Origin of the sequence: Oceanicella actignis (assembly GCF_900111545.1) — a bacterium.
Classification (GTDB): Bacteria; Pseudomonadota; Alphaproteobacteria; order Rhodobacterales; family Rhodobacteraceae; genus Oceanicella; species Oceanicella actignis.
The window spans coordinates 101,175-122,257 of record NZ_FOHL01000001.1 but is presented as its reverse complement, the minus strand read 5'-3'; the positions used below and the strand labels follow the sequence as shown (position 1 = coordinate 122,257).

22 protein-coding genes and 1 tRNA gene are annotated in these 21,083 nt (G+C 71.7%); 13 read left to right on the top strand and 10 right to left on the bottom strand.

Annotated features, from left to right (window positions below; all coding sequences use genetic code 11):
• The first annotated feature begins 50 nt into the window (after window positions 1–50).
• The 5 genes from BMW67_RS00585 to BMW67_RS00570 all read left to right on the top strand — a co-directional run bounded on the left by BMW67_RS00585 (window position 51) and on the right by BMW67_RS00570 (window position 7,031).
• Complete coding sequence (locus tag BMW67_RS00585) at window positions 51–2,882, top strand: ATP-dependent Clp protease ATP-binding subunit (protein WP_072746711.1); 2,832 nt, start codon at window positions 51–53, stop codon at window positions 2,880–2,882.
• Between the two features lie 526 nt (window positions 2,883–3,408).
• On the top strand, window positions 3,409–3,705 hold the full coding sequence (locus BMW67_RS15310; protein ID WP_125458998.1) for an NADH dehydrogenase ubiquinone Fe-S protein 4: 297 nt from the start codon (window positions 3,409–3,411) through the stop codon (window positions 3,703–3,705).
• Window positions 3,706–4,076: 371 nt separating this feature from the next.
• Window positions 4,077–6,287: an ATP-dependent DNA helicase RecG gene (gene recG / locus BMW67_RS00575; RefSeq protein ID WP_083581198.1), complete on the top strand. Its 2,211-nt coding sequence runs from the start codon at window positions 4,077–4,079 to the stop codon at window positions 6,285–6,287.
• A gap of 108 nt (window positions 6,288–6,395) precedes the next feature.
• Entirely contained in the window at window positions 6,396–6,524 is a 129-nt protein-coding gene (locus BMW67_RS16120) for a hypothetical protein (protein ID WP_256598367.1), read from the top strand.
• Window positions 6,525–6,599: 75 nt separating this feature from the next.
• Window positions 6,600–7,031: a DUF1810 domain-containing protein gene (locus tag BMW67_RS00570; protein ID WP_072746709.1), complete on the top strand. Its 432-nt coding sequence runs from the start codon at window positions 6,600–6,602 to the stop codon at window positions 7,029–7,031.
• 10 nt (window positions 7,032–7,041) lie between these two features.
• Here the strand turns inward: BMW67_RS00570 and BMW67_RS00565 are convergent, their stop codons facing one another.
• Window positions 7,042–7,515 (bottom strand): iron-sulfur cluster assembly scaffold protein, encoded by a 474-nt coding sequence (locus BMW67_RS00565; RefSeq protein WP_072746708.1) that lies wholly within the window; start codon window positions 7,513–7,515, stop codon window positions 7,042–7,044.
• 83 nt (window positions 7,516–7,598) lie between these two features.
• On the opposite strand from BMW67_RS00565, the gene hisI reads away from it, so the two are divergent.
• Together hisI and BMW67_RS00555 are read left to right on the top strand one after the other, a co-directional pair.
• Window positions 7,599–7,967, top strand: coding sequence for a phosphoribosyl-AMP cyclohydrolase (hisI, locus tag BMW67_RS00560; RefSeq protein WP_072746707.1), 369 nt, complete (start codon window positions 7,599–7,601; stop codon window positions 7,965–7,967).
• Window positions 7,964–9,133, top strand: a complete 1,170-nt coding sequence (locus tag BMW67_RS00555) for an AbrB family transcriptional regulator (protein ID WP_072746706.1) — start codon at window positions 7,964–7,966, stop codon at window positions 9,131–9,133. The genes hisI and BMW67_RS00555 overlap by 4 nt, the downstream gene beginning before the upstream one ends.
• On the opposite strand, the gene gluQRS is transcribed toward BMW67_RS00555, so the two are convergent.
• Window positions 9,069–9,998 carry a tRNA glutamyl-Q(34) synthetase GluQRS gene (gluQRS, locus tag BMW67_RS00550; protein ID WP_072746705.1) on the bottom strand — a complete coding sequence of 310 codons (930 nt, stop codon included), beginning with the start codon at window positions 9,996–9,998 and terminating at the stop codon, window positions 9,069–9,071. The two genes, BMW67_RS00555 and gluQRS, sit on opposite strands and share 65 nt — an antisense overlap.
• Before the next feature lie 137 nt (window positions 9,999–10,135).
• Here gluQRS and BMW67_RS00545 point away from each other — a divergent pair, with 137 nt between their 5' ends.
• The 3 genes from BMW67_RS00545 (at window position 10,136) to BMW67_RS00535 (ending at window position 12,236) form a co-directional block, all read left to right on the top strand.
• Window positions 10,136–10,765 carry a DNA-3-methyladenine glycosylase family protein gene (locus BMW67_RS00545; RefSeq protein WP_072746704.1) on the top strand — a complete coding sequence of 210 codons (630 nt, stop codon included), beginning with the start codon at window positions 10,136–10,138 and terminating at the stop codon, window positions 10,763–10,765.
• Window position 10,766: 1 nt separating this feature from the next.
• On the top strand, window positions 10,767–11,423 hold the full coding sequence (locus BMW67_RS00540) for an alpha/beta hydrolase (RefSeq protein ID WP_072746703.1): 657 nt from the start codon (window positions 10,767–10,769) through the stop codon (window positions 11,421–11,423).
• Between the two features lie 225 nt (window positions 11,424–11,648).
• Window positions 11,649–12,236: an HNH endonuclease gene (locus BMW67_RS00535; protein WP_072746702.1), complete on the top strand. Its 588-nt coding sequence runs from the start codon at window positions 11,649–11,651 to the stop codon at window positions 12,234–12,236.
• On the opposite strand, the gene BMW67_RS00530 is transcribed toward BMW67_RS00535, so the two are convergent.
• Window positions 12,203–12,706, bottom strand: a complete 504-nt coding sequence (locus BMW67_RS00530; RefSeq protein WP_072746701.1) for a disulfide bond formation protein B — start codon at window positions 12,704–12,706, stop codon at window positions 12,203–12,205. The two genes, BMW67_RS00535 and BMW67_RS00530, sit on opposite strands and share 34 nt — an antisense overlap.
• The gene (locus BMW67_RS00525; RefSeq protein ID WP_072746940.1) at window positions 12,703–13,284 is read right to left on the bottom strand and encodes a YqaA family protein; all 582 of its coding nucleotides are present in this window, start codon (window positions 13,282–13,284) and stop codon (window positions 12,703–12,705) included. Before BMW67_RS00525 ends, BMW67_RS00530 begins: the two co-directional genes overlap by 4 nt.
• Before the next feature lie 93 nt (window positions 13,285–13,377).
• Between BMW67_RS00525 and BMW67_RS00520 the strand changes: the two genes are divergently transcribed.
• Window positions 13,378–13,464: transfer RNA gene (locus BMW67_RS00520), tRNA-Leu, on the top strand.
• 89 nt (window positions 13,465–13,553) lie between these two features.
• On the opposite strand, the gene BMW67_RS00515 is transcribed toward BMW67_RS00520, so the two are convergent.
• The 3 genes from BMW67_RS00515 to BMW67_RS00505 all read right to left on the bottom strand — a co-directional run bounded on the left by BMW67_RS00515 (window position 13,554) and on the right by BMW67_RS00505 (window position 15,866).
• Window positions 13,554–14,489: a methyltetrahydrofolate cobalamin methyltransferase gene (locus tag BMW67_RS00515; RefSeq protein ID WP_072746700.1), complete on the bottom strand. Its 936-nt coding sequence runs from the start codon at window positions 14,487–14,489 to the stop codon at window positions 13,554–13,556.
• Between the two features lie 65 nt (window positions 14,490–14,554).
• Window positions 14,555–15,481, bottom strand: a complete 927-nt coding sequence (locus BMW67_RS00510) for a methylenetetrahydrofolate reductase (protein WP_072746699.1) — start codon at window positions 15,479–15,481, stop codon at window positions 14,555–14,557.
• A gap of 64 nt (window positions 15,482–15,545) precedes the next feature.
• The gene (locus tag BMW67_RS00505) at window positions 15,546–15,866 is read right to left on the bottom strand and encodes a virulence factor (RefSeq protein WP_091764109.1); all 321 of its coding nucleotides are present in this window, start codon (window positions 15,864–15,866) and stop codon (window positions 15,546–15,548) included.
• Between the two features lie 246 nt (window positions 15,867–16,112).
• On the opposite strand from BMW67_RS00505, the gene metF reads away from it, so the two are divergent.
• Window positions 16,113–16,997: a methylenetetrahydrofolate reductase [NAD(P)H] gene (gene metF, locus BMW67_RS00500; RefSeq protein ID WP_072746697.1), complete on the top strand. Its 885-nt coding sequence runs from the start codon at window positions 16,113–16,115 to the stop codon at window positions 16,995–16,997.
• Window positions 16,998–17,092: 95 nt separating this feature from the next.
• Here the strand turns inward: metF and BMW67_RS00495 are convergent, their stop codons facing one another.
• Window positions 17,093–18,052 (bottom strand): hypothetical protein, encoded by a 960-nt coding sequence (locus BMW67_RS00495; RefSeq protein ID WP_072746696.1) that lies wholly within the window; start codon window positions 18,050–18,052, stop codon window positions 17,093–17,095.
• A 256-nt stretch (window positions 18,053–18,308) separates the two neighbouring features.
• Here BMW67_RS00495 and BMW67_RS15600 point away from each other — a divergent pair, with 256 nt between their 5' ends.
• Complete coding sequence (locus BMW67_RS15600; RefSeq protein WP_091764107.1) at window positions 18,309–18,734, top strand: YraN family protein; 426 nt, start codon at window positions 18,309–18,311, stop codon at window positions 18,732–18,734.
• Window positions 18,735–18,756: 22 nt separating this feature from the next.
• On the opposite strand, the gene BMW67_RS00485 is transcribed toward BMW67_RS15600, so the two are convergent.
• Window positions 18,757–19,572 (bottom strand): ferredoxin--NADP reductase, encoded by an 816-nt coding sequence (locus BMW67_RS00485; RefSeq protein WP_072746694.1) that lies wholly within the window; start codon window positions 19,570–19,572, stop codon window positions 18,757–18,759.
• Window positions 19,573–19,991: 419 nt separating this feature from the next.
• Complete coding sequence (locus BMW67_RS00480) at window positions 19,992–21,005, bottom strand: hypothetical protein (protein WP_072746693.1); 1,014 nt, start codon at window positions 21,003–21,005, stop codon at window positions 19,992–19,994.
• Window positions 21,006–21,083: the final 78 nt, after the last annotated feature.

Sequence of the window (21,083 nt, the reverse complement as noted above, 5' to 3'; positions counted from 1 at the left end):
CGCGCCGGAGGACGGAACGAAAGAGAAGAAAGAAGGAAGAGGAGTAGAAGATGGCGAAAGGCATTTGCGACGTTTGCGGCGTCCGACCGGCGACGGTCCGCGCCCGCATCACCACCAACGGACAGACCCAGGTCATGGAGCTGTGCGACGAGGATTACCGCCGGCTTGCGCGCCGGCAGGGCCGCAGCAGCTCGCCGCTCGAGTCGCTGTTCGGGCGCCATGGCAGCCTGTTCGACGAATTCTTCGGCGACAGCCTGTTCTCGGATGACCTGCTGGGCGGCGCGCTGGGCCGCGGCGCCGGTCTTGGCGGCGGCCTGCCGGGCGCCGATGAGGGTGAGGCCGAGGCGCCCCGCGTCGCGCCGCGCGCCGGCCGCGCCCCGCGCCGCGGCGGCGGCATCGCCGACCGGCTCAGCTCGCAGGGCGAGAAGCTGCTGCAGGAAGCCGCGCGCACGGCGCAGGAATTCGGCCGCTCCGAGGTCGACACCGAGCACCTTCTGCACGCGCTGACGAATTCGGACGTGGTGCGCACGATCTTCGACCAGTTCAAGATCTCGGCCGACGACCTGCGCCGCCAGATCGAAAGCGAAGCGCCCAAGGGCGAGGGCGCCAAGGGCGCCGAGGGCGAGATCGGCGTGTCGCCGCGCCTGAAGGACGCGCTTTCGCGCGCGCTCAACGCCTCGACCGAGCTTGGCCACAGCTATGTCGGCCCCGAGCACCTGCTCATCGGCCTGGCCGAAGAGGGCGAGGGCCTGGCGGCGACCATGCTCAAGCGCTACGGCCTGACGCCGCAGGCTCTGCGCCAGAAGATCACCAAGGTCGTGGGCCGCGGCGCCGAAGAGGGCCGCGTCGAGCCGCCCTCCAACACGCCCGAGCTGGACAAGTTCTCGCGCGATCTGACCAAGATGGCGCGCGAGGGCAAGCTTGACCCCGTCATCGGCCGCGCCCGCGAGATCGAGACCACGATCGAGGTCCTGGCCCGCCGCAAGAAGAACAACCCCGTTCTGATCGGCGAGCCCGGCGTGGGCAAGACGGCCATCGTCGAGGGCCTGGCGCAGCGCATCGTCGCCGGCGAGGTGCCCGAGTCGCTGCTGAACAAGCGGCTGGTCGAGCTGAACATCAACTCGATGGTCGCCGGCTCGAAATACCGCGGCGAGTTCGAGGAGCGCGTGCAGAGCATCCTCAAGGAGATCACCGAGAACCAGGACGACATGATCCTGTTCATCGACGAGATCCACACCATCGTCGGCGCCGGCCAGGGCGGCGGCGAGGGCGGCCTCGACATCGCCAACACCTTCAAGCCGGCGCTGGCGCGCGGCGAGCTGAACCTGATCGGCGCGACGACGCTCAACGAGTATCAGAAATACATCGAGAAGGACGCCGCGCTCGAACGCCGCTTCCAGCCGGTCTTCGTGCCCGAGCCGACGGTGGCGCAGACCATCATGATCCTGCGCGGCCTGCGCGACTCGCTCGAGGCGCACCACAAGGTGACGATCACCGACGAGGCGATCATCGCCGCGGCCGAGCTGTCGGACCGCTACATCACCGCGCGCTTCCTGCCCGACAAGGCGATCGACCTGATCGACCAGGCGGCGGCGCGGGTGAAGATCAGCGCCACCGCGCGCCCGGTCGAGGTGCAGGAGCTGGAGGCCGAGGTCGAGCAGCTCAAGCGCGAGCAGGACTACGCCGCCTCGCGCAAGCAGTTCGACAAGGCCGCCGAGCTCAAGAAGCAGCTCGAAGAGCGTCAGGCCGAGCTTGAAGAGCTGACCGAAAGCTGGAAGCGCGACCGCGCGTCGGGCGCCGTCGAGGTGCGCGCCGAGCATGTGGCGCAGGTGGTCTCGAAGCTGACGGGCATTCCCGTGGCCGAGCTGACCGCCGAAGAGCGCGAGAAGCTGCTCAAGATGGAAGAGCGCCTGCACCAGCGCGTCATCGGTCAGGAGGAGGCCATCCGCGCCGTCTCCGACGCCGTGCGCCTGTCGCGCGCCGGCCTGCGCGAGGGCAACCGCCCCGTGGCCACCTTCCTGTTCCTGGGCCCGACCGGCGTCGGCAAGACCGAGCTGGCCAAGGCCCTGGCCGAGGTGGTCTATGGCGACGAGGACGCGCTGCTGCGCATCGACATGTCCGAATATGGCGAGCGCCACGCCGTCGCGCGGCTGGTGGGCGCGCCTCCGGGCTATGTCGGCTACGAGGAGGGCGGCCAGCTGACCGAGAAGGTCCGCCGCCGGCCCTACTCGGTGGTCCTGCTTGACGAGATCGAGAAGGCCCACCCGGACGTCTACAACATCCTTCTGCAGGTGTTCGACGACGGCCGGCTGACCGACGGCAAGGGGCGCGTGGTGGACTTCACCAACACCATCATCATCGCGACCTCGAACCTGGGCGCCGACATCATCCAGCGGAACCTGACGGCCCGCGGGACCAAGGACGAGGACCCGGCCAAGCTCAAGGCCGACCTGATGCAGGTGCTGCGCGGCCACTTCCGGCCCGAGTTCATCAACCGGATCGACGAGATCATCGTCTTCCAGTCGCTGAGCAAGGCCGAGATCCGCGCCATCGTCGAGCTGCAGCTCGAGCGGGTGCGGCGCACCGCGCACGGGCAGGGGGTGGATCTGCATTTCGATCCCTCGGTGCTCGAGCACTTCGCCGCCGTGGGCTACCGGCCCGAATTCGGCGCGCGCGAGCTGCGGCGCCTGATCCGCACCGAGCTCGAAACGGCGCTGGCGCGCGAGATGCTCGGCGGCGCGATCGGCGAGGGAGACGCGGTGAACGTGCGCTGGGACGGCGAGGCGCAGAAGATCGTCTTCGAGAAGCGCCCCGCCGAGGCGGCCGAGCCCAAGGCCGACGACGCCGGCAAGGGCGACGCGGCCGAGCCGGCGGCCGAGTGAGCCACGCGCCGGCCGCCCTGGCGCGGCCGGCGTTCCGCATGCCTTGCGCCCCGATGGGGCGCCGATCCCGCGCCCGCCGGCCCCGCGCCGGCGGGCGCTTGCGTTCAAGGAAAGTCGGCCAAGGGAAACTCGGCCAAGGGAGAACGCCATGACCGCATCACGCAACGAAACGCCGCCGCGGGGCGGCGGCCCCGGCCCCGGTCCGGGCCCCGGCGGGGGCGCCGGCGGGGACGCCGGCCGGGCCGCGCAGGGCCCTGCGCGCAAGGGGGCGATCGGGAGCGCCGAAGCGGGCGCGAAAGGCGGCGCGCAATGGGTTCGCGACCCGGCCTTCGCATCGCCCGCAAGCTCGCCCGCCGCCCCCGTCTTCGCGCCCTTGCCCTCGCCCGGCGGCGGCCGGACGCAGGCGACAAGGTCCGCTCCGCCCGGCAGCCTCTCCGCCAGCTCGCCGGCGCGCCCGGCCGCCAATCCTCGCGCCAACCCGGCCGGCGATCGCGGCGCCAACAGCGGCCGCGCGCCCCGGGCGCTGATGCCCGGCGCGAACCTGCCGCTGGCCGGCCCGCCGCCGCGGGTTCTGATCGGCCGCGCGCCCTTGCGCGCCGATTCCGTCGGGCGCGCCGCGGCCCGGCGGGCGGGTTGGCGCATGGTCTTCGAACCGACCCGCGCGCCGCGGCGCGAGCCCTTGATGGGCTGGCTGAGTTCGGACGACCCGCTGGCGGGGCTCGAGCTGCGCTTCGACCACCTCGACGCGGCCATCGACTTCGCCGAGCGCCGGGGCTGGGAATGGACCGTGCTCGAGCCGCCGCCGCGCGCGCCGCGGCGCTGACGCATGCGGGGGGCGCATCGCCGGGCGCGACGCGCCGCGAGCGATGCGCGCCGGGCGCTCGGCCGCGCGCCGCCGCCGCGCCGGTTGGCCGCGGTTCCTCGCGTCGCCCGGGGCGGCGCGCCCCGGACCAGGCGCGCGGCGTCGATCCCCGGGGCCGATGCGCAGCGCCGGCGCGCCGCGGCGGACCAATGGGGCAAGGCGCGCCGCCGCGCCGGACGGCCGCGCTCCGTCGAATCGCCCGGGGCGGCGCGGCCCGGACCAGGCGCGCGGCGTCGATCCCCTGGACCGACGCGCAGCGCCGATGCGCGGCGGCAGGCGCAGGGCGCGTCGCGGCGCTTCAAAATCCCGCCGCGCTGGCGCACAGTGCGGCCATGAGCGACGCGCCACCCCCCGAATCCCCACCCCCCGAATCCCCACCCCCCGAGTCCCCGCCGCCCGACGCCTCGGGGCCGGCCGCGCCCCCGCCCGGGGCCGCGAAGCCCGTCCGCGCTCGCGGCCGGCCCGAGATCCTGTTCCCGCTCTTCTCCGAGGTCACGCGGCTCGACGGCGTCGGACCCAAGACCGCCAAGGCCCTGGCGCGGGCGGGACTCACGCGTCCGCGCGACATGCTCTTCACCTTGCCGCACGGCGTCGTCGACCGCCGCCGGCGCCCCGAGCTGGGCGCCCCGGACGAAGGCGAGGTTGTCACGCTCGAGGCGACGGTCGTGGCGCACCTGCCGCCGGCCTCGCGCGGGCGCCCGCACCGCGTGCGCATGCGCGACGCGGCGGGGCGCGGCTTCGAGCTGGTCTATTTCCACGCGCGCCGCGACTGGCTGGAAAAGCTGCTGCCCGAAGGGGCGCGGCGGCTGGTCTCGGGCCGCGTCGAGCGCTTCGGCGAGCGCATCCAGATGCCCCATCCCGACCACGTCCTGCCCCCGGACGAGGCGGACGCGCTGCCGACCTTCGAGCCGGTCTATCCGCTGACCGAGGGCGTGGGGCAAAGGCTGATGCGCCGCGCGGCGCAGGCGGCGCTGGCGCTGGCGCCCGAGCTGCCCGAATGGCTCGACCCGGCGGCGATGCGCGCGCGCGGCTGGCCCGCATGGCGCCAGGCCCTGGCCGACGCTCATGCCCCGGGGCCGCCCGGAACCGACCGTGCCCGCGCCGCCGCCCGCGCGCGCGAGCGCCTTGCCTATGACGAGCTGCTCTCGCACCAGCTGACCCTGGCGCTGGCCCGCGCCGCGCGCCGCAAGCGCAAGGGCAGGCCGACCCGCGGCGATGGGCGGCTGCGCGAAAAGGCGCTTGCGGCGCTGCCCTTCGCCCTGACCGGCGCGCAGCGGCGCGCGATCGACGAGATCGCCGCCGACATGGCCTCGGATCGGCGCATGAACCGCCTCTTGCAGGGCGACGTGGGGGCGGGCAAGACGCTGGTCGCGCTCATGGCCATGCTGATCGCGGCCGAGGCGGGGGGGCAGGCCGCGCTCATGGCGCCGACCGAGATCCTGGCCCGCCAGCACCTGGCCAGCATCGCGCCCCTGGCGCGCGCGGCGGGGATCGAGCCGGTTCTGCTGACCGGCCGCGACGGCGCCGCCGAGCGCCGGCGCAAGCTGGCCGCCATCGCACAGGGCGCGCCGATCGTTCTGGGCACGCATGCGCTGTTCCAGAAGGACGTGGCCTTCGCCGATCTGCGCCTTGCGATCGTGGACGAGCAGCACCGCTTCGGCGTGCGCCAGCGCATGGAGCTGGGCGAGAAGGGCCGCCGCGCCGACGTGCTGGTCATGACCGCAACGCCCATTCCGCGCTCGCTGGCGCTGGTGGGCTATGGCGACATGGACGTCTCGGTGCTGGACGAGAAGCCGCCCGGGCGCAAGCCCGTGCGCACCGCGCTGGTCAGCGCCGCCCGGCTGGACGAGGTGGTCGCGCATCTGCGCCAGGCCGTCGCGGGCGGGCGGCGCGCCTACTGGGTCTGTCCGCTGGTCGAGGAAAGCGACGCGGTCGCGCTGACCGCCGCCGAAAGCCGCTGGCGCGCCCTGCGCGAGGAGATCGGCCCGGGCGTGGCGCTGGTCCACGGCCAGATGCCGCCCGAAGAGCGCGACGCAGCCATGGCCGATTTCGCCGCCGGCCGCGCCCAGGTGCTGGTCGCGACCACGGTGATCGAGGTGGGGGTGGATGTGCCCGAGGCCTCGATCATGATCATCGAGCAGGCCGAGCGCTTCGGCCTTGCGCAGCTGCACCAGCTGCGCGGGCGGGTGGGGCGCGGGGCCGAGGAATCGACCTGCGTGCTGCTTTACGATCCGCCGCTGAGCGGGGCGGCGCGCGCGCGGCTCGAGATCATGCGCCAGACCGAGGACGGCTTTCGCATCGCCGAAGAGGATCTGCGCCTGCGCGGCGCGGGCGACGTGCTGGGCGTGCAGCAGTCGGGTCTGCCCAGGTTCCGCATCGCCGACCTTGAAACGCATGCCGACCTGCTCAAGGCCGCGCAGGACGAGGCGCGGCTGGCGGTGCATGTCGATCCGGCACTCGAAGGCCCCCGCGGCGAGGCGCTGCGCACGCTGCTCTATCTGATGGAGCGGGACGAGGCGATCCGCCTTCTGTCGGTGGGCTGACCGGGCGCGATCGGGCGGGCGGATTTACGTTCCCTTAATGTTCTTGACCGCGCACGAACGTTGCGCGAACATCAAGGTGGGAACAAACAGGGAATCGGAGAAACCGCCATGGCCGCCATCATCCGCATCGTCTCGGCCGCCGAGCGCGCGCCGCAGGGCGCCGTGCAGGACGCCGCCGCGCTGGCGCTCCTGTGCCTGTTCGCGCTGGCGGGATTCACGCTGAGCGGCCTTGCGTGAAACGCGCCCGGCGCCCTTGACTTCGCCTTGCGGCCGCGCAGGGATGGAGGAAAGGAAACCGGCAGGGCGGCTCAGATGGACGCAACGCACGATCCCCATGGGCTAGAACGTTTTCTCGAGGCGCAGGAAGGCGTGATCGAGCAGGCGATGGACGAGCTCGCGCGCGGGGCCAAGACCGGGTGCTGGATGTGGTTCGTCTTTCCCCAGCTTTCGGGGCTGGGCCGTTCCGAGACGGCGCGCCTCTATGCCATCCGCTCGCGCGACGAGGCGCGCGCCTATCTCGAACATCCGGTGCTGGGGCCGCGCCTGCGCCGATGCGTCGCGCTGGCCATGTCGCACCCGCGCCTGACGGCGCATGACATTTTCGGCTCGCCCGACGACATCAAGCTGCGCTCGTGCCTGACCCTGTTCGCCGAGGTCGCCGCCCCCGAGGACGACATCTTTCGGCGCGCGCTCGACCGGCTGTTCGCCGGGCGGCCCGATCCGCGCACGCTCACCCTTTTGTGACGCGGGGCGCTCAGCCCTGCGCGCCGGCGCCCGCGGCGATCTGGTCGAGCGCGGCCAGCGTGGCCTCGACGCACAGCATGATCGAGGCGTGGCGGTTCTTGAAGTCGCGCGCGGGCAGCAGGGCCTCGTAATCCTCGAACGGGGCCGAGGGGACGGGGCCGCCTTCCTTGAGCATGGCGCGCAGCTCGTCGCGCAGGCGCGCGATCTCGTCCCGGCTGCGGCCCAGCGCATGCGCCCCCAGGATGGCGGCCGAGGCCTGACCCAGCGCGCACGCCTTCACATCCTGCCCGAAGCGCGCGATGCGCCCATCCTCGGCGTCGAGGTCCACCGTCACCGTCGATCCGCACAGCGGCGAGCGCTTCATCACGCTGGCCTGCGGCGAGTCGAGCCGGCCCAGATGCGGAATGTCGGCCGCAAGCGCCAGGATGCGCCGCGAATACAGGCTGATCAGGTCCTCGCCCGCGTCGGTGGTCTGGTCGGTCATGGCGTCCTCCGCTCGTCTCTTCCCTAGATAGACCGGCGCGCGCAGGTGTAAAAGGCGCAGGTCGCCGCAACGGAGCAAGCCGCATGTCGCAAACCTTCGACCCCGCCAGCCTGAAATTCGACTCGCGCGGGCTGATACCCGCCATCGCGCAGGACCACGAGACCGGCGAGGTGCTGATGATGGCCTGGATGAACGCCGAGGCCGTGGCGCGCACCCTGCGCGAGGGGCGCGTGACCTACTGGTCGCGCTCGCGCCAGGCGTTCTGGCGCAAGGGCGACGAATCGGGCCATGTCCAGCGCCTGGTCGAGATGCGCATCGACTGCGACCGCGACTGCCTGCTGCTGCGGGTCGCGCAGACCGGCCCGGCCTGTCACACCAACCGGCGCAGCTGCTTCTTCACCGTGCTGCGCGACGGCGTCGAGGTGATCGACTCGGCGCCGCTCGACTCGTGAGCGCGCCGCCGCCATCCGCAGGGCGCGGCGCGCAATGGGCCGAGCGCCTTGCCCCGCCCGCCCTCGGGCGCCTGGCGCTGGGGCTGGCCGTGGGCGCGGCGGGGGGCGCGGCGGCGCATGCGGCGGGCGCGCCGCTGGCCTGGATGCTGGGGGCGCTGTTCGCCTGCATGTTCGCCAGCCTGGCGGGCGCGCCGGTCATGGTGCCGATCTGGTTCCGCACGCTGTTTCTGGGCGTGGTGGGGCTGTTCCTTGGCGAAAGCTTCGCCGATCTGCGCGTCGAGGCTCTGGCGCGCTGGCCCGTCAGCCTGGCGGCGGCGGCGCTTTATCCGGCGGCGGGGGGCGCGGCGTGCTATGCGCTGTTCCGCGCCGCGGCGCGGATGCCGCGGGCGACGGCGCTGCTTTGCGCGGTTCCGGGCGGGTTGACGGCGGTGTCGCTTTTCGCGGCCGAGGTCGGCGGCGACGAGCGGCGCGTGGCGCTGGCGCAGTCGCTGCGGGTGGCGCTGGTGGTGCTGGCCGCGCCGGTGGTCGCCTTCGGCTGGCTGGGGCTGCCGCGCCCGGCCGCCGCGGGCGCGCATCCGGCGGCGCTGATGTCGGCCCCCGACGCGGCGCTGCTGACGGGCGCGGCGCTGGCGGCGACGTTGCTTGCGGGGCGTTTGCGCGTGCCCTTGCCCTATCTGGTCGGACCGCTGGCGGTCAGCGCCGCGCTGCGGCCCGCGGGGGTCGTCTCGGGCGCCTTGCCCGGCTGGCTGGTCGAGGCGGCGCTGACGGTGTGCGGCGCCTCGATCGGCACGCGCTTCGCGGGGTTCGGGCTGCGGCAGCTTGCGGTCGGCGCGGCGTGGACCCTGGCCGGCACGATCGTTCTGATGGCGGTCAGCTGGGGGTTCGCGGCGGCGGTGGCGGCCCTGACGGGCATCGGGCTGTTCGCCGCGCTGTTGGCCTATGCGCCGGGGGGCGTGGCCGAGATGAGCCTGATCGCGCTGGCCATCGGCGCCGATCCGGCCTTCGTCGCCACGCACCACATGGCCCGCATCCTGACCATCCTGATCGCGCTGCCGGCGCTGGGCGGTCCGCTGCGGCGGTTCCTGGCGGCCGAGGCGGCGCCTAGCGGGGCGAGGCCTGGCGGGCCGGGGGCAGATCCAGCATCCGGCGGATCTGCCCGGGGGTGACGCCCGCGGCGCGCAGCTCGCGCAAGCCCGCGTCGCGGTCGCGCTTGGCCAGCCTGCGCCCGGCCGCGTCGCGGATCAGCCGGTGATGACGCCAGACGGGAACCGGCAGGCCGAACAGCGCCTGCAGCAGCCGGTGCAGCGGCGCGGCGGCGAACAGGTCCTGCCCGCGCGTCACATGAGTCACCCCTTGCGCGGCGTCGTCCAGCACCACCGCCAGGTGATAGCTGGCGGCGACGTCCTTGCGCGCCAGGACCACGTCGCCGCAGCGGGCGATCAGCCAGTCGGGGTCAAGGCGCAAGAGCCCCGTTTCGCCGCCGGGGCCGGCGCCCAGCTCGCGCATGCTCAGCCGGCCGACGGCCGACGCGCCACCCAGCGCCGCGATGGCCGCGCGCATGTCCAGCCGCCAGGCGACCGGCGCGCCCGGCGCCGGGAGCATGCGGCGGCAGGTTCCCGGATAGGGCGGGCCGTCGGGGCCGCGCCCGTCGGGCAGGGCGGGCATGGCGCCGCCGACCTCCTGCGGGGCGGCCAGGGCCTGGGCGATGTCCTTGCGCGTGCAGGCGCAGGGGTAAAGCAGCCCGCGCGCGCGCAGATCGTCCAGCGCGCGGGCGTAGACCGCCATGCGCTGCGACTGGCGCATGGGCGGCGCGTCCCAGCGCAGGCCGAGCCAGCGCAGATCCTCGATGATCGCCTGCTCGTATTCGGGACGCGCGCGGCCCTGGTCGATGTCCTCGATCCGCAGCAGGAACCGCCCCCCCGCCGCCCGCGCCGCGTCATGGGCCAGGATCGCCGAAAATGCGTGCCCAAGGTGCAGGAACCCGTTGGGCGAGGGGGCGAAGCGTTCGACATGCTCGGCGGGGCGGCTCATGGCCGGGATCTAGGCCCGAGCGGCCGGCGGCGCAAGCGCGCCGGCGCGTCCTCATGCGCCGAGGGCCGAGACGCCGGCGCGCGCGGGCGGGGCATCGCGCTCTTGACCCCGGCTGCGCGCGCGTATCGGATGCAGGCATGAGCGTGCGCGTCATCAAGGGCGAGGATTGCATCCGCGAGGGGGCCGAGTGGCTGGCCGCGCGCGAGCCGCGCTTTGCGCATGCGCTCGAGGTCGCCGGCCTGCCGCCGACCCGCCTGCGACCCGACGGCTTTCCCGCGCTGGTCTCGGCCATCGTCTCGCAACAGCTTTCGGTGGCGGCGGCGAACGGCATTCTGGGGCGGCTGCGGGCCATCGGCGCCGACACGCCCGAGGGGCTGATGGCGCTGGACGACGAGGCGTTGCGCGCCTGCGGGCTTTCGCGCCCCAAGATCCGCTATCTGCGCGGCGCGGCCGAGGCGGGGCTGGACTTCGCCGCCTTGCGCGCCATGCCCGACGAAGAGGCCGCCGCCGCGCTCGTCGCGCTCAAGGGCGTGGGGCGCTGGACGGCCGAGATCTACCTGATGTTCAGCCTTGGCCGCGCCGACGTCTTCGCCCCGGCCGATCTGGCGCTGCAGGAGGCGTCGCGCGCGCTGTTCGATCTGCCCGCCCGTCCGGCGCCGCCCCAGCTGGCCGCGATGGCCGAAGCCTGGTCGCCCTGGCGGGCGGTGGCGGCGCGGCTGCTTTGGGCGTATTACCGGGCCGTCAGGAACAGGGAAGGGATCACCTGAAATGTCTTACCTAGCAGGGCCTTCGCGCCAGCCGCGCTCGGGCGTGGCCGAGTCGGTCGTCATCTTGCTTCACGGCTACGGCGCCGATGGCGAGGATCTGATCGGCATCGGCGATGCGCTGGCCGACCACATGCCCAACACGCTGTTCATGGCGCCCGACGCCCCCGAGCCCTGCTCGATCAATCCCATGGGGCGGCAGTGGTTTCCGATCCCGTGGATGGACGGCTCGACCGAGGCGCAGATGGCCGAATCGTTCGACCGTTCGGTGCGGCTGTTGCACGCCTATCTCGACTCGGTGGCCGAGGAGACGGGCGTGCCTGCGGCGCAGACGGCGTTGATCGGCTTCAGTCAGGGCACGATGATGGCGCTGCATGTGGGCCTGCGTCGGCCCGAGCAGCTGGCCGGGATCGTCGGCTTCTCGGGGCGGCTTCTGGCGCCCGAGCGCCTGCCCGCCGAGCTGGCCTCGCGCCCGCCGGTGCTGCTGGTCCATGGCGACATGGACGAGGTGGTGCCGCCCTCGAGCCTTGACGAGGCCCGCGAGGCGCTGGCCGACGCCGGCGTTCCGGTGGCCACGCATGTGTCGCGCGGGATGGGGCATGGCATCGCGCCCGACGGGCTGGGGCTTGCGCTGCGCTTCCTGCAAGAGCGGCTGGGCTGAGGCGCCCCCCCAACGCACGCACCGCCGATCCCCGCCGCCCCTCCGGCACGCGCGGGCGCCGCGCGCGGAACCGGTTTCCGGCCGCGCGCCGGGCCCCTGTCGCCGGACCGTCATCATTTCGACGCTTGTCCGTCGCCGATGCGCATATATAGTTTTCCTGCATCGGGACGGGCGGGTCCCGTCTCGAACGTGGCCAGGGGCGCTTCGGGATGGGAGGGAATTCGCGTGCGGCACGATCCATATCTTGAGGGCTTCGTCCGAAGTCCCGCGCGGCTCCGGGATCATCCGGCGCTCGTGCTCAACGCCGATTACAGGCCGCTTTCATACTTCCCGCTGTCGCTCTGGCCATGGCAGGAAGCCGTGAAGGCGGCCTTTCTCGATCGCGTGACCGTGGTGGCCGAGTATGACGAGGTCGCGCGCAGCCCCTCGACCGAGTTCCGCCTGCCCTCGGTGGTGGTGCTGCGCGAATACGTCAAGCCCGGCCGCATGGCGGCCTTCACGCGCTTCAACGTCTTTCTGCGCGACGAGTTCCGCTGCCAGTATTGCGGCGCGACGGGCGATCTGACCTTCGATCACGTGATCCCGCGCGCGCGCGGCGGGCGCACGACCTGGGAGAACGTGGTCGCCTCGTGTGCGCCGTGCAATCTGCGCAAGGGCGCGCGCTCGGTGCGCGAGGCGGGGATGCGTCTGCGCCGCAAGCCCTTCCGCCCCAGCCAGGCGCAGTTGAACGCGGCGGGGCGCAAGTTTCCGCCGAACTACCTGCACGAAAGCTGGATGGATTACCTGTATTGGGACGCGCCGCTCGAGCCGTAGGCCCGCAGCGCCGCCCAGCCCCACAGCAGCGCCAGCCCCGCCGAGGCGAGCCCGTTCCAGCTGGCCATGGACAGGCCGAGGAACTCCCACGCCACCTCGTTGCAGCGCACCACCGGCGCGGCCATGATCTGGCGCAGCAGCTCGTCGGTGTTCAGCGCGCCCTCCGGCCCGCCCGAGCAGGTCTGCGGCCCCTGCCACCAGCCGCGCTCGACGCCGGTGTGATAGAAGGCGATCGCCGCGCCGGCCGCCATGCTCAGCGCCCCCGCCGCGCACAGCCATGCGCGCGCGCCCAGCGCCAGCGCCGCCGCGCCCAGCGCGATCGCCGCCGCGTGGGGCCAGCGTTGCCAGATGCACAGCTCGCACGGGGCCAGCCCGCCAAGATGCTGAAATCCGAACGCGCCGGCCAGCAGCGCCGCCGAGCCGAGCGACGCGATCAGCGCCAGGCGCCGGGGGGATGGATGCAGGGTCATAGAACGCGCCTCGCCACGATGAAGCCTCCGATCAACAGCACGACCGAGACCGTGAAGACCAGCCCAAGCCGGCGCTCGATGAAGCCGCGGATGGGCGGGCCGAAGCGGCGCAGCAGCGCCGCCAGCACGAAGAAGCGCAGGCCGCGCGCGACGGCCGAAGCGATCATGAACAGCCCGAAATTCAGCCCCGTCGCCCCCGAGAAGATGGTGATGACCTTGTAGGGAAAGGGGGTGACGCCGGCGATCAGCACCGCCCAGAAGCCCTGCTCGTTATAGGCCTGGCTGATGCGCATGAAGTCGTCGGCCTTGCCGTAGAATTCCAGAACCGGGCGCCCGATCGTCTCGAACATCGCCGCGCCGATCAGCCATCCCATCGCCCCGCCCGCCACCGAGGCCGCCGTGCACACCCCCGCGATCAGCCAGGCGCGGTGCGGCGCGGCCAGGATCATCGGAATCAGCAAGACGTCGGGCGGGATCGGAAAGACCGAGCTCTCGACGAAGCTGACCAGCGCCAGCGACCAGAGGGCGTAGGGTTTTCCGGCCTGGCGCAGAACCCAGTCGTAGAGCGATCTCAACATGCGCTCCGCATAGCAACGCCCCTCGCCCTTGTCCATCGCCGGGCGCAGGATGCGGTTGACCGCCGCCGGCGCGCGCCTATAGTCGCCTCGGTCGCCCGGATGGCGGAACTGGTAGACGCAGCGGATTCAAAATCCGCCGAGCTGACACTCGTGTGGGTTCGAGTCCCACTCCGGGCACCAGCGGACACCCGAAATCGACGCGCATGCGAAACGGCGCCGGGCGGTCGGCCCGGCGCCGTTCGCGAGGCGGCGGCGATCAGGACGCGCGATCAGGACGCGCGGCGGCGGCGGCGGTTCTCGCGCCCGCCGCGGGCGCCGGCCGGGGCCTCGCCCTCGGGCGTGGCGGGCTTGTTGTGGCGGATCCACTCGGCGCCGTGGGGGTCGTTGTTCATCAGCAGGTTGGCCGCGCGCACGGCCTCCATCTCCTGCGGGCGGACCGGGTTCATGATGGCCGAGGTCATGCCCGAGGCGATGGCCATGGGCAGGAAGGCGGCGTTGATGCCGTGCCGGTTCGGCAGTCCGAACGAGATGTTCGACGCGCCGCAGGTGGTGTTCACCCCCAGCTCCTCGCGCAGGCGGCGCACCAGCGCGAACACCTGGAGCCCCGCCGTGGCCATGGCGCCGATGGGCATGACCAGCGGATCGACCACGATGTCATGCGCCGGGATGCCGTAATCGGCGGCGCGCTGGACGATCTTCTTGGCCACGTTGAAGCGCACGTCGGGATCTTCCGAGATGCCGGTGTCGTCGTTCGAGATCGCCACCACCGGCACGTTGTATTTCTTGACCAGCGGCAGGATCGCCTCGAGGCGCTCCTCCTCGCCGGTGACCGAGTTGAGCAGCGGGCGTCCATGCGCCGCCTCGAGCCCGGCCTCGAGCGCGGCGGGCACCGAGCTGTCGATGCACAGCGGCACGTCCACCAGCGACTGGACCAGCTCGATCAGCTTGCGCATGAGCGGCGGCTCGGTCTCGTTGGGGTTGGGGTTCGAGTTGTAGACCACCCCCGCATTCACATCGAGCATGGTCGCGCCGCAGGCGACCTGCTCGAGCGCGTCCTTCTCGACGGTCGAAAAGTCGCCCGCTTCGAGCTCGGCGGCCAGCTTCTTGCGGCCGGTCGGGTTGATCCGCTCGCCGATCACGCAAAAGGGCTGGTCGAAGCCGATGATGGCGGTTTTCGTCCGGGATTCGACGATGGTGCGGGTCATGTGGGCCTTTTTCCTCGAAGCTTGGGCGCGGGGCCGCGCCCCGCGCAGGTCTGGATGCGAGCGCCTCAGCCGGCCGCCGCGGCCGCGCGCGCGCCGCGCCGGTGGGCGTTGATGTATTCGGCGGTCTTGTCGATGCCGCCGAGCGGGAAGAAGTGCACCGCCTCGACCGCGAAGTCGGGATGCGCGGCCTTGTGCGCGGCCAGATCGCGCAGGATCTCGTCGGGCGCGAAGGGCAGCATCAGCTTGGTCACGTCCGCCGCCCGGCGCTGCAGCACGCGCAGCGAGGGGCCGACGCCGCAGGCGAGCGAGAACTTGATCAGCGTCTGCAGCTTGGCCGGTCCGGCGACGCCGATATGAATGGGCAGGCCGACGCCCTCGGCCTTGAGCCGCTCGGCCCAGGCGATGACCGGGGCGGCCTCGAAGCAGAACTGGGTGACGATGGCCATGGCCGCGTCGGTGCGCTCGGCGAAGGCCTGCTTCCAGCGCAGGGCTTCCATCACGTTCTTCTCCGAGCCGTCGGGGTCGATGTCGCGGTTGCCCTCGGGGTGGCCGGCGACATGCAGGCGCTCGAAGCCCTCGAACAGGCCGGTCTCGAGCAGCTGCATGGACGAGTGGAATTCGCCGCGCGGCTTGTCCAGCCCGCCGCCCAGCAGCAGCGCCTGCGTCACGCCGGCCTCGCCCTTGTAGCGGGCGATCCAGTCGGCCAGCGTCGCCTTGTCGGCGATGATGCGGGCCGGAAAGTGCGGCATGACGGGAAAGCCTTCGCGCGCAAGCCGCGCGGCGGTGGCGACCATGTCCTCGATCGGCGTGCCGTCGATATGGGCCACATACACCCGCGTGCCGGCCGGCAGGATGGCGGCGAAGCTTTCGACCTTGGCCGCGGTGCGGGGCATGACCTCGATCGAGCAGCCTTCGAGGAAGGCCGCCAGATCGGGGCCGGGGGCGGCCGCGGCGTCGCGCTTGCGGCCCAGGAAGTTCAGCACCTTGCTCATCAGCTCGTCTCCGAACCAGGCGGCCAGACCCGCCGCATGCCGTCCGGCGGGCGCCCCGCCGGCCTTACCGTGACGCATCGGCCGCCTGGGCGGCCCACCCGTCGTTCGCGATCAGGGCCTTGAGGCGGTCCTGATCGTATTCCGCCTCGATCCGGGCGGCCTCTGCGGCCGCGGCCTCGGCGTCGTCGCCGGGAACCTCGTAGGGCGCGGCGCGCCGCCACTCGGCCAGATAGGCGTCCGAGTCGCGCGCCCCGATCTTCATCGCGCAGCGGTCGATGGCCTGCTCGAAGCGCTCGCTCAGCTGCGCCTTGGCGCCCCGCCGACCCTTGCCGGCGATCACCTGCGCGGGAATGTCCCGCCAATAGACGATCGTGATCTGGGCCAAGCCGTGCTCCTTCCCTGGCGTCTCGCCGCCCATTACGGCGCAAAAGCGCGCGCGCGGGCGCTTTCGAGCGACTTCATGCGCTGCGGATGCGACATGCCGTCGTCTTTCGCGCGCCGCCGCGCGGGGGCGCCGCGCGCCTGCGTCGTATTTAGCAGTTGAACAGTCGCAAACCACCCCCTAATTTTGCAGTCGCGAAGATTTGCGCAGCGGCGGGGGCCGCGCGCCCGCACCAGCGGAGGACTGCACATGCCCGCCGATTCGGCGCCCGCCATCTCGTTCGAATTCTTCCCGCCGGCGACGCCCGAGGCGACGCTGCGGCTGTGGCGCTCGGTCGAGCGCCTGGCGCCGCTGGGGCCCGAGTTCGTCTCGGTCACCTACGGCGCCGGCGGCGCGACGCGCGACCGCACCATGGCGGCGATCCTGACCATCCGCGACCGCGCGCGGCTGAACGTGGCCGGGCACCTGACCTGCGTCGGCGCCTCGCGCGAGCAGACGCTGGCCGTGGCGCGCGCCTACGCCAAGCTGGGCGTGCGCCGCATCGTCGCGCTGCGCGGCGACCCGCCCAAGGGCGCGGCGCGCTTCGAGCCGCACCCCGACGGCTTCCGCAGCGCGGCCGAGCTGGTGGCGGCCCTGCGCGCGGCGGGCGACTGGAAGATCTCGGTCGCCGCCTATCCCGAGGTGCATCCCGAAAGCCCCAGCCTGGCGGCCGATCTGGACAACCTCAAGCGCAAGATCGACGCCGGCGCGGACGAGGCGATCACCCAGTTCTTCTTCGACAACGAGGACTATTTCCGCTTCGTCGACGCCGCGCGCAAGGCCGGCATCGAAGCGCCGATCGTGCCGGGGGTGCTGCCCATCGAGAACTTCAAGCGCATGAGCAACTTCGCCGCGCGCTGCAAGGCGCGGGTGCCCGACTGGATGGCCAAGGCGTATGAGAACGCCGACGAGCTTGGCGTGACCGAGCTTCTGTCCGCCGCCATCTGCGCCGAGCAGTGCGAAGAGCTGCTGGCCCAGGGCGCGCCGCGGCTGCATTTCTACACGCTCAACAATCCCGATCTGACCTTTTCGGTCTGCCGCGCCCTCGGAGTGCAGCCGACGCCCATGCAGATCGCCGCGCAGGGCTGCGGCTGAGCCTTTGCGCGAAAACGCAACCGGCGCGGACCGTTCGGGATCCGCGCCGGCCTTGTCGCCGAAGCCTCGAGCGCTTCGGCATCGTCGCCCCCCGCCTATTCGGCGGCCAGCGGCCGTTCGCCCTCGAGCAGACGATCCGCGTCGCGCCCTCGCGCATCGCCCGGATCCCCAAACGTCCAGTCAAAGGCAAGCAGCCGCGCATGAGGCGACAATCCTGACAGGCTCTCGCCGAAAGCCAGCTTGAGCCTTGCGACGAGCTCGAGCGCGATCTCGCGCCGGAACCCGACCAGCGGGCGACCGGCAAGCGAGCGGTCGAACTCGGCGATCTCGGTTTCCGCGCGGCGGCGGAACTCGTCCACCGCATGGCGGCGCGCGCAGGCCACCGCGTCTCGCGCGCGGCGAAGATGGGCCGCGACGGCCGGGTCCTCGCGGATCGCGAGGTCCAGCGCCGCCAATGGCGCGCGCGCCGGCGCCAGGCCCCGCGCCGCGGGAAAGACGATCATGCCCTGCATGAAATCCGCTTCGAATAGCGCGGGCTCGGCCGGGTCCGGTGCGTGCGCGACGATCGCGCGGAAGTCTCCGCTCAGACGGCACAGACCGGGGTCGCCGAAGGCATCCAGCGCGCTGCGCGCCTGGCGCATGGCCTCGAGCGCATCGGGGCCGGTCTCGACATCGCGCCGCACGCCGCCGCCATCCTCGACGACAAGCGCCGCCTTGCCGCGCTCGGCCCCGGCGCCCGCGGCGATGGCGATGAGCGCGTCAAGAAGGGTCGGCGGCGCGCTGTGCGCCGGGGGGGCCTTGGCCGCGTTCTCGATGCGCGAGACCACGGCGACCGCCGGCGTCAGCCGCCCCGAGGCCGCGCGCAGGTGTCGCGCAAGCGCCGCGTCGAACTCCGAGCGGATGAGCTCGTGAACCTCGTGCGTGAGCGCAAGGCGGCGGCTCCCGGCGGCGGCCTCATGGGCCACCCGAAACGCCAGCGCGCGCGCTGCGATCCCCGATGCGCCGATCTCGTCGTCGAAAGAGTCGGCGAAATCCTGCGCGTGCGCGTCCGTCATGACGAAGCCTTCCGATCCTTGCGGCGCATCCCGCGCGGCGGGCATGCGGCCTTGATTTTGATGGATGTCGTCGGCGACGCGAACGCGACTACGGAATTGAAAAGCGACTTCGGTGGCAATTCTCGGGCAAAACGCCCACTTTCACTCAAATTACGTTCATTATTGGCATGCGCGACGATTCGGTCAAGCGACGCGGGTTACCAAACGTTATCCGCACCCATGGCACGATGTCGGCGCAATCGGAAGGAGACGCGCAATGTCCTGCCCAGCCGCCGCACGGAATGCCCCGGATTTCTCGTCGATGCGCCAGCGACGGCGCGCCGCCGGCAAAACCGCCGGGCGACTGGGCCGCGCGGCCGAAGATGCCGCCTTGCGGCGCTATTGTCGCGCCGGCGCGCGGCCAAGGGCGCGCAACTGGCGCGCGCCGCGCGCCTTCGGCGGCGGCGAGCTGGACCTGGTGATCGATGAGGGTGGAGTGGTCGTCTTCGTCGAGGTCAAGGCGCGGCGCACGCATGACGATGCGCTGTCCTGTCTGACCGCGGCGCAAAGGCGACGCATCCTTGCGGCCGCCGAAGCCTATCTTTGGACCGAAGGGGCCGCGGGCCGCGAGGTGCGCTTCGACCTTGCCCTTTACGACGGGGCCGGAAGGCTTGAGGTGATGAAGAACGTCGCTCTCGACTGAGAGCGACGTTCCTTTGGAGGCTTCAGCCGACGAAGGCCCTTTCGACGACGAATTCGGCGGGCTTGTTGTTGGCGCCTTCGGTCAGGCCCGCCTCTTCGAGAATCGCCTTCGTATCGCGCAGCATCTCCATCGAGCCGCAGATCATGCCCCGGTCGGTTTCCGGCGAAAGGGGCGGCACGTCGAGCATCCTGAAAAGCTCGCCGCTGCGCATAAGGTCGGTGATCCGGCCCTGTCTCGGGTAGGGCTCGCGCGTGACCGACGTGAAATGCGTCAGCTGGTTGCGCGCGAATTCTCCGACCAGGGGGTCATCCTTCGTCGCGGCCACCAGCTCTTCGCCATAGCGCAGTTCTGCAACCTGGCGGCAGGTGTGGGTCAGGATGACCCGGTCGAATTTCTCGTAGGTTTCGGGATCGCGCACGAGCGAGGCGAAGGGCGCGATTCCCGTGCCGGTCGAGAACATCCACAAGCGCTTGCCCGGCAAAAGCGCGTCGAGCACCAGCGTTCCGGTCGCCTTCTTGCGCATCCAGACGGTGTCGCCGGGCTGTATCTTCTGAAGCTGCGAGGTCAGGGGGCCGTCGGGAACCTTGATCGAGAAGAACTCGAGCTGGTCGTCCCAGCTGGGCGAGGCGATGGAGTAGGCGCGCCAGACCGGCTTGGGTCCGGGCAGGCCGATCATGACGAACTCGCCCGATCGGAAGCGGAAGCTGGCGGGGCGCGTCATGCGGAAACGGAACAGCCGGTCGGTGTAGTGCTGCACCTCCGCCACGGTCTGGGCGTAAACCCCGGCGGGGGGCGCGACCTCGGCGGCATTGGCGGCGTCGTGAGCCATGATGTTCATCCGTTTGTCTCCCGCGGCTGGCGCTTCATAGCAGAGCTGCGCGCCGCGGGCCATGCGGCCGGGGCGCGCGCCGCATACACATGGCGCGTTGCGGCGCGAAAGGAAAGAGAAATCACATCAAAAAATGTATCAAGCGATTTAATAACCAAAAAACAATGTGGAAATATTGCGCGGCCGAGCGCTTCCCGCTCCGGCCTGGCATGGGTGGGGGTGGGGAAGCTCCAGGCTGGAAAATACGCTCCGGGAAGCACTCGACCTACGCCGCGCCATCGGCGAGCCGCGATCACGGTGCGGGCCGATGCTCCCCGGAGCGCCAGTCCGAAACAGGGAGTGCCCTACAGTGACACAACCCGAGCGCGCGCGGTATCATCCGATTCGGCGAGGCAAAACCGCCCAAGCGCCCCGAATCACCTGCATTGTCACGAGCATTGATTCGAGCCCGGCGCCACGGTGCAGCGGCAGATGTTCACGCCGTCATGCTGAATGAAATGCGCTTTGGCGTCCTGAACCGTGGCGTCGCTGCATTTGCCCTCATAGGTCCAGTGCTGCGCCTCTCCGCCGACGAAATACTGGTAGGTCACCGACATCTCGCGATTGCCGCCCGTGATCTGCGGCGTCAGGACCATGTAGCTTTCCCAGCCGGTCTCGTTCGGTCCGACCGAGGCGAGCCAGAGCTGCGGCGCGTCGCTGGCCAGCCCCAGATCGGCCTTGCGCACGCTCATGGCCGAGGCCGCGGGGCGGTCCAGGGACGCGGTGTTCTCGAAGCCCAGAAGGTGTTCGAGCTCGGGCGCTCCGTTCGGCGGGGCGTAGTAGCTGAGCGTGACGATGGTCTCGCGCGCCAGCTCCAGCTCGTCGGCCTTGGCGTAGACGAAGACGATTCGCGTCCGCCGGATCGCGCTTGAGGCCGACGGGTCCTGGAACAGCGCCTGCGCGACGCTGCGGTGCATCTTGCGCAGCCGCTTCGTGCGGGTCAGCCGCGGCGGCGGCGTGAAGGCGCGCAGGTTCGGGCTATCGGGCTGGTTGCAGCGCGCCGGCGTGCGCCCCTTTTCGCGCAGCCTGGTCCCCGCGGCAGGGCAGTTCGGCGGCGGCGCGCATTCGGGCGCGGCCGCGCCCAGCTTGCGAATCGGCTCGAGCCTGAAGCGCGTCTCCTGCGGGTCGGTGTAGGCGCCGGCGAAATTCTCGGCCTGCAGGCGGATCTCGACGCATTGCGTGCCGTTCTTGGCCAGCGTTTCGGCATAGAAGCGCACGTCGAACGGCTTGTAGCGATCGGAACCGAACAGCGCGTTGACCGCGGCCGCGGCCATCTCGACGTCGGCCTTGCTCTCGTCGGGCGTCGGCGACGCGGCGGGTTCGGCAAGCGCGGCGCCGGCCGCGGCGCCGGCCGCGGCGCCCATCAGAGCGGCGAGGGCGCCCGCGTGAATGAGTTGTCGCATCTGGTCTTCTCCCCAATGGCGCGGCGGCTGCGCCGCATTCTGCGCTGAAAATCAGAACGCGTTCACAATGGTTAACGC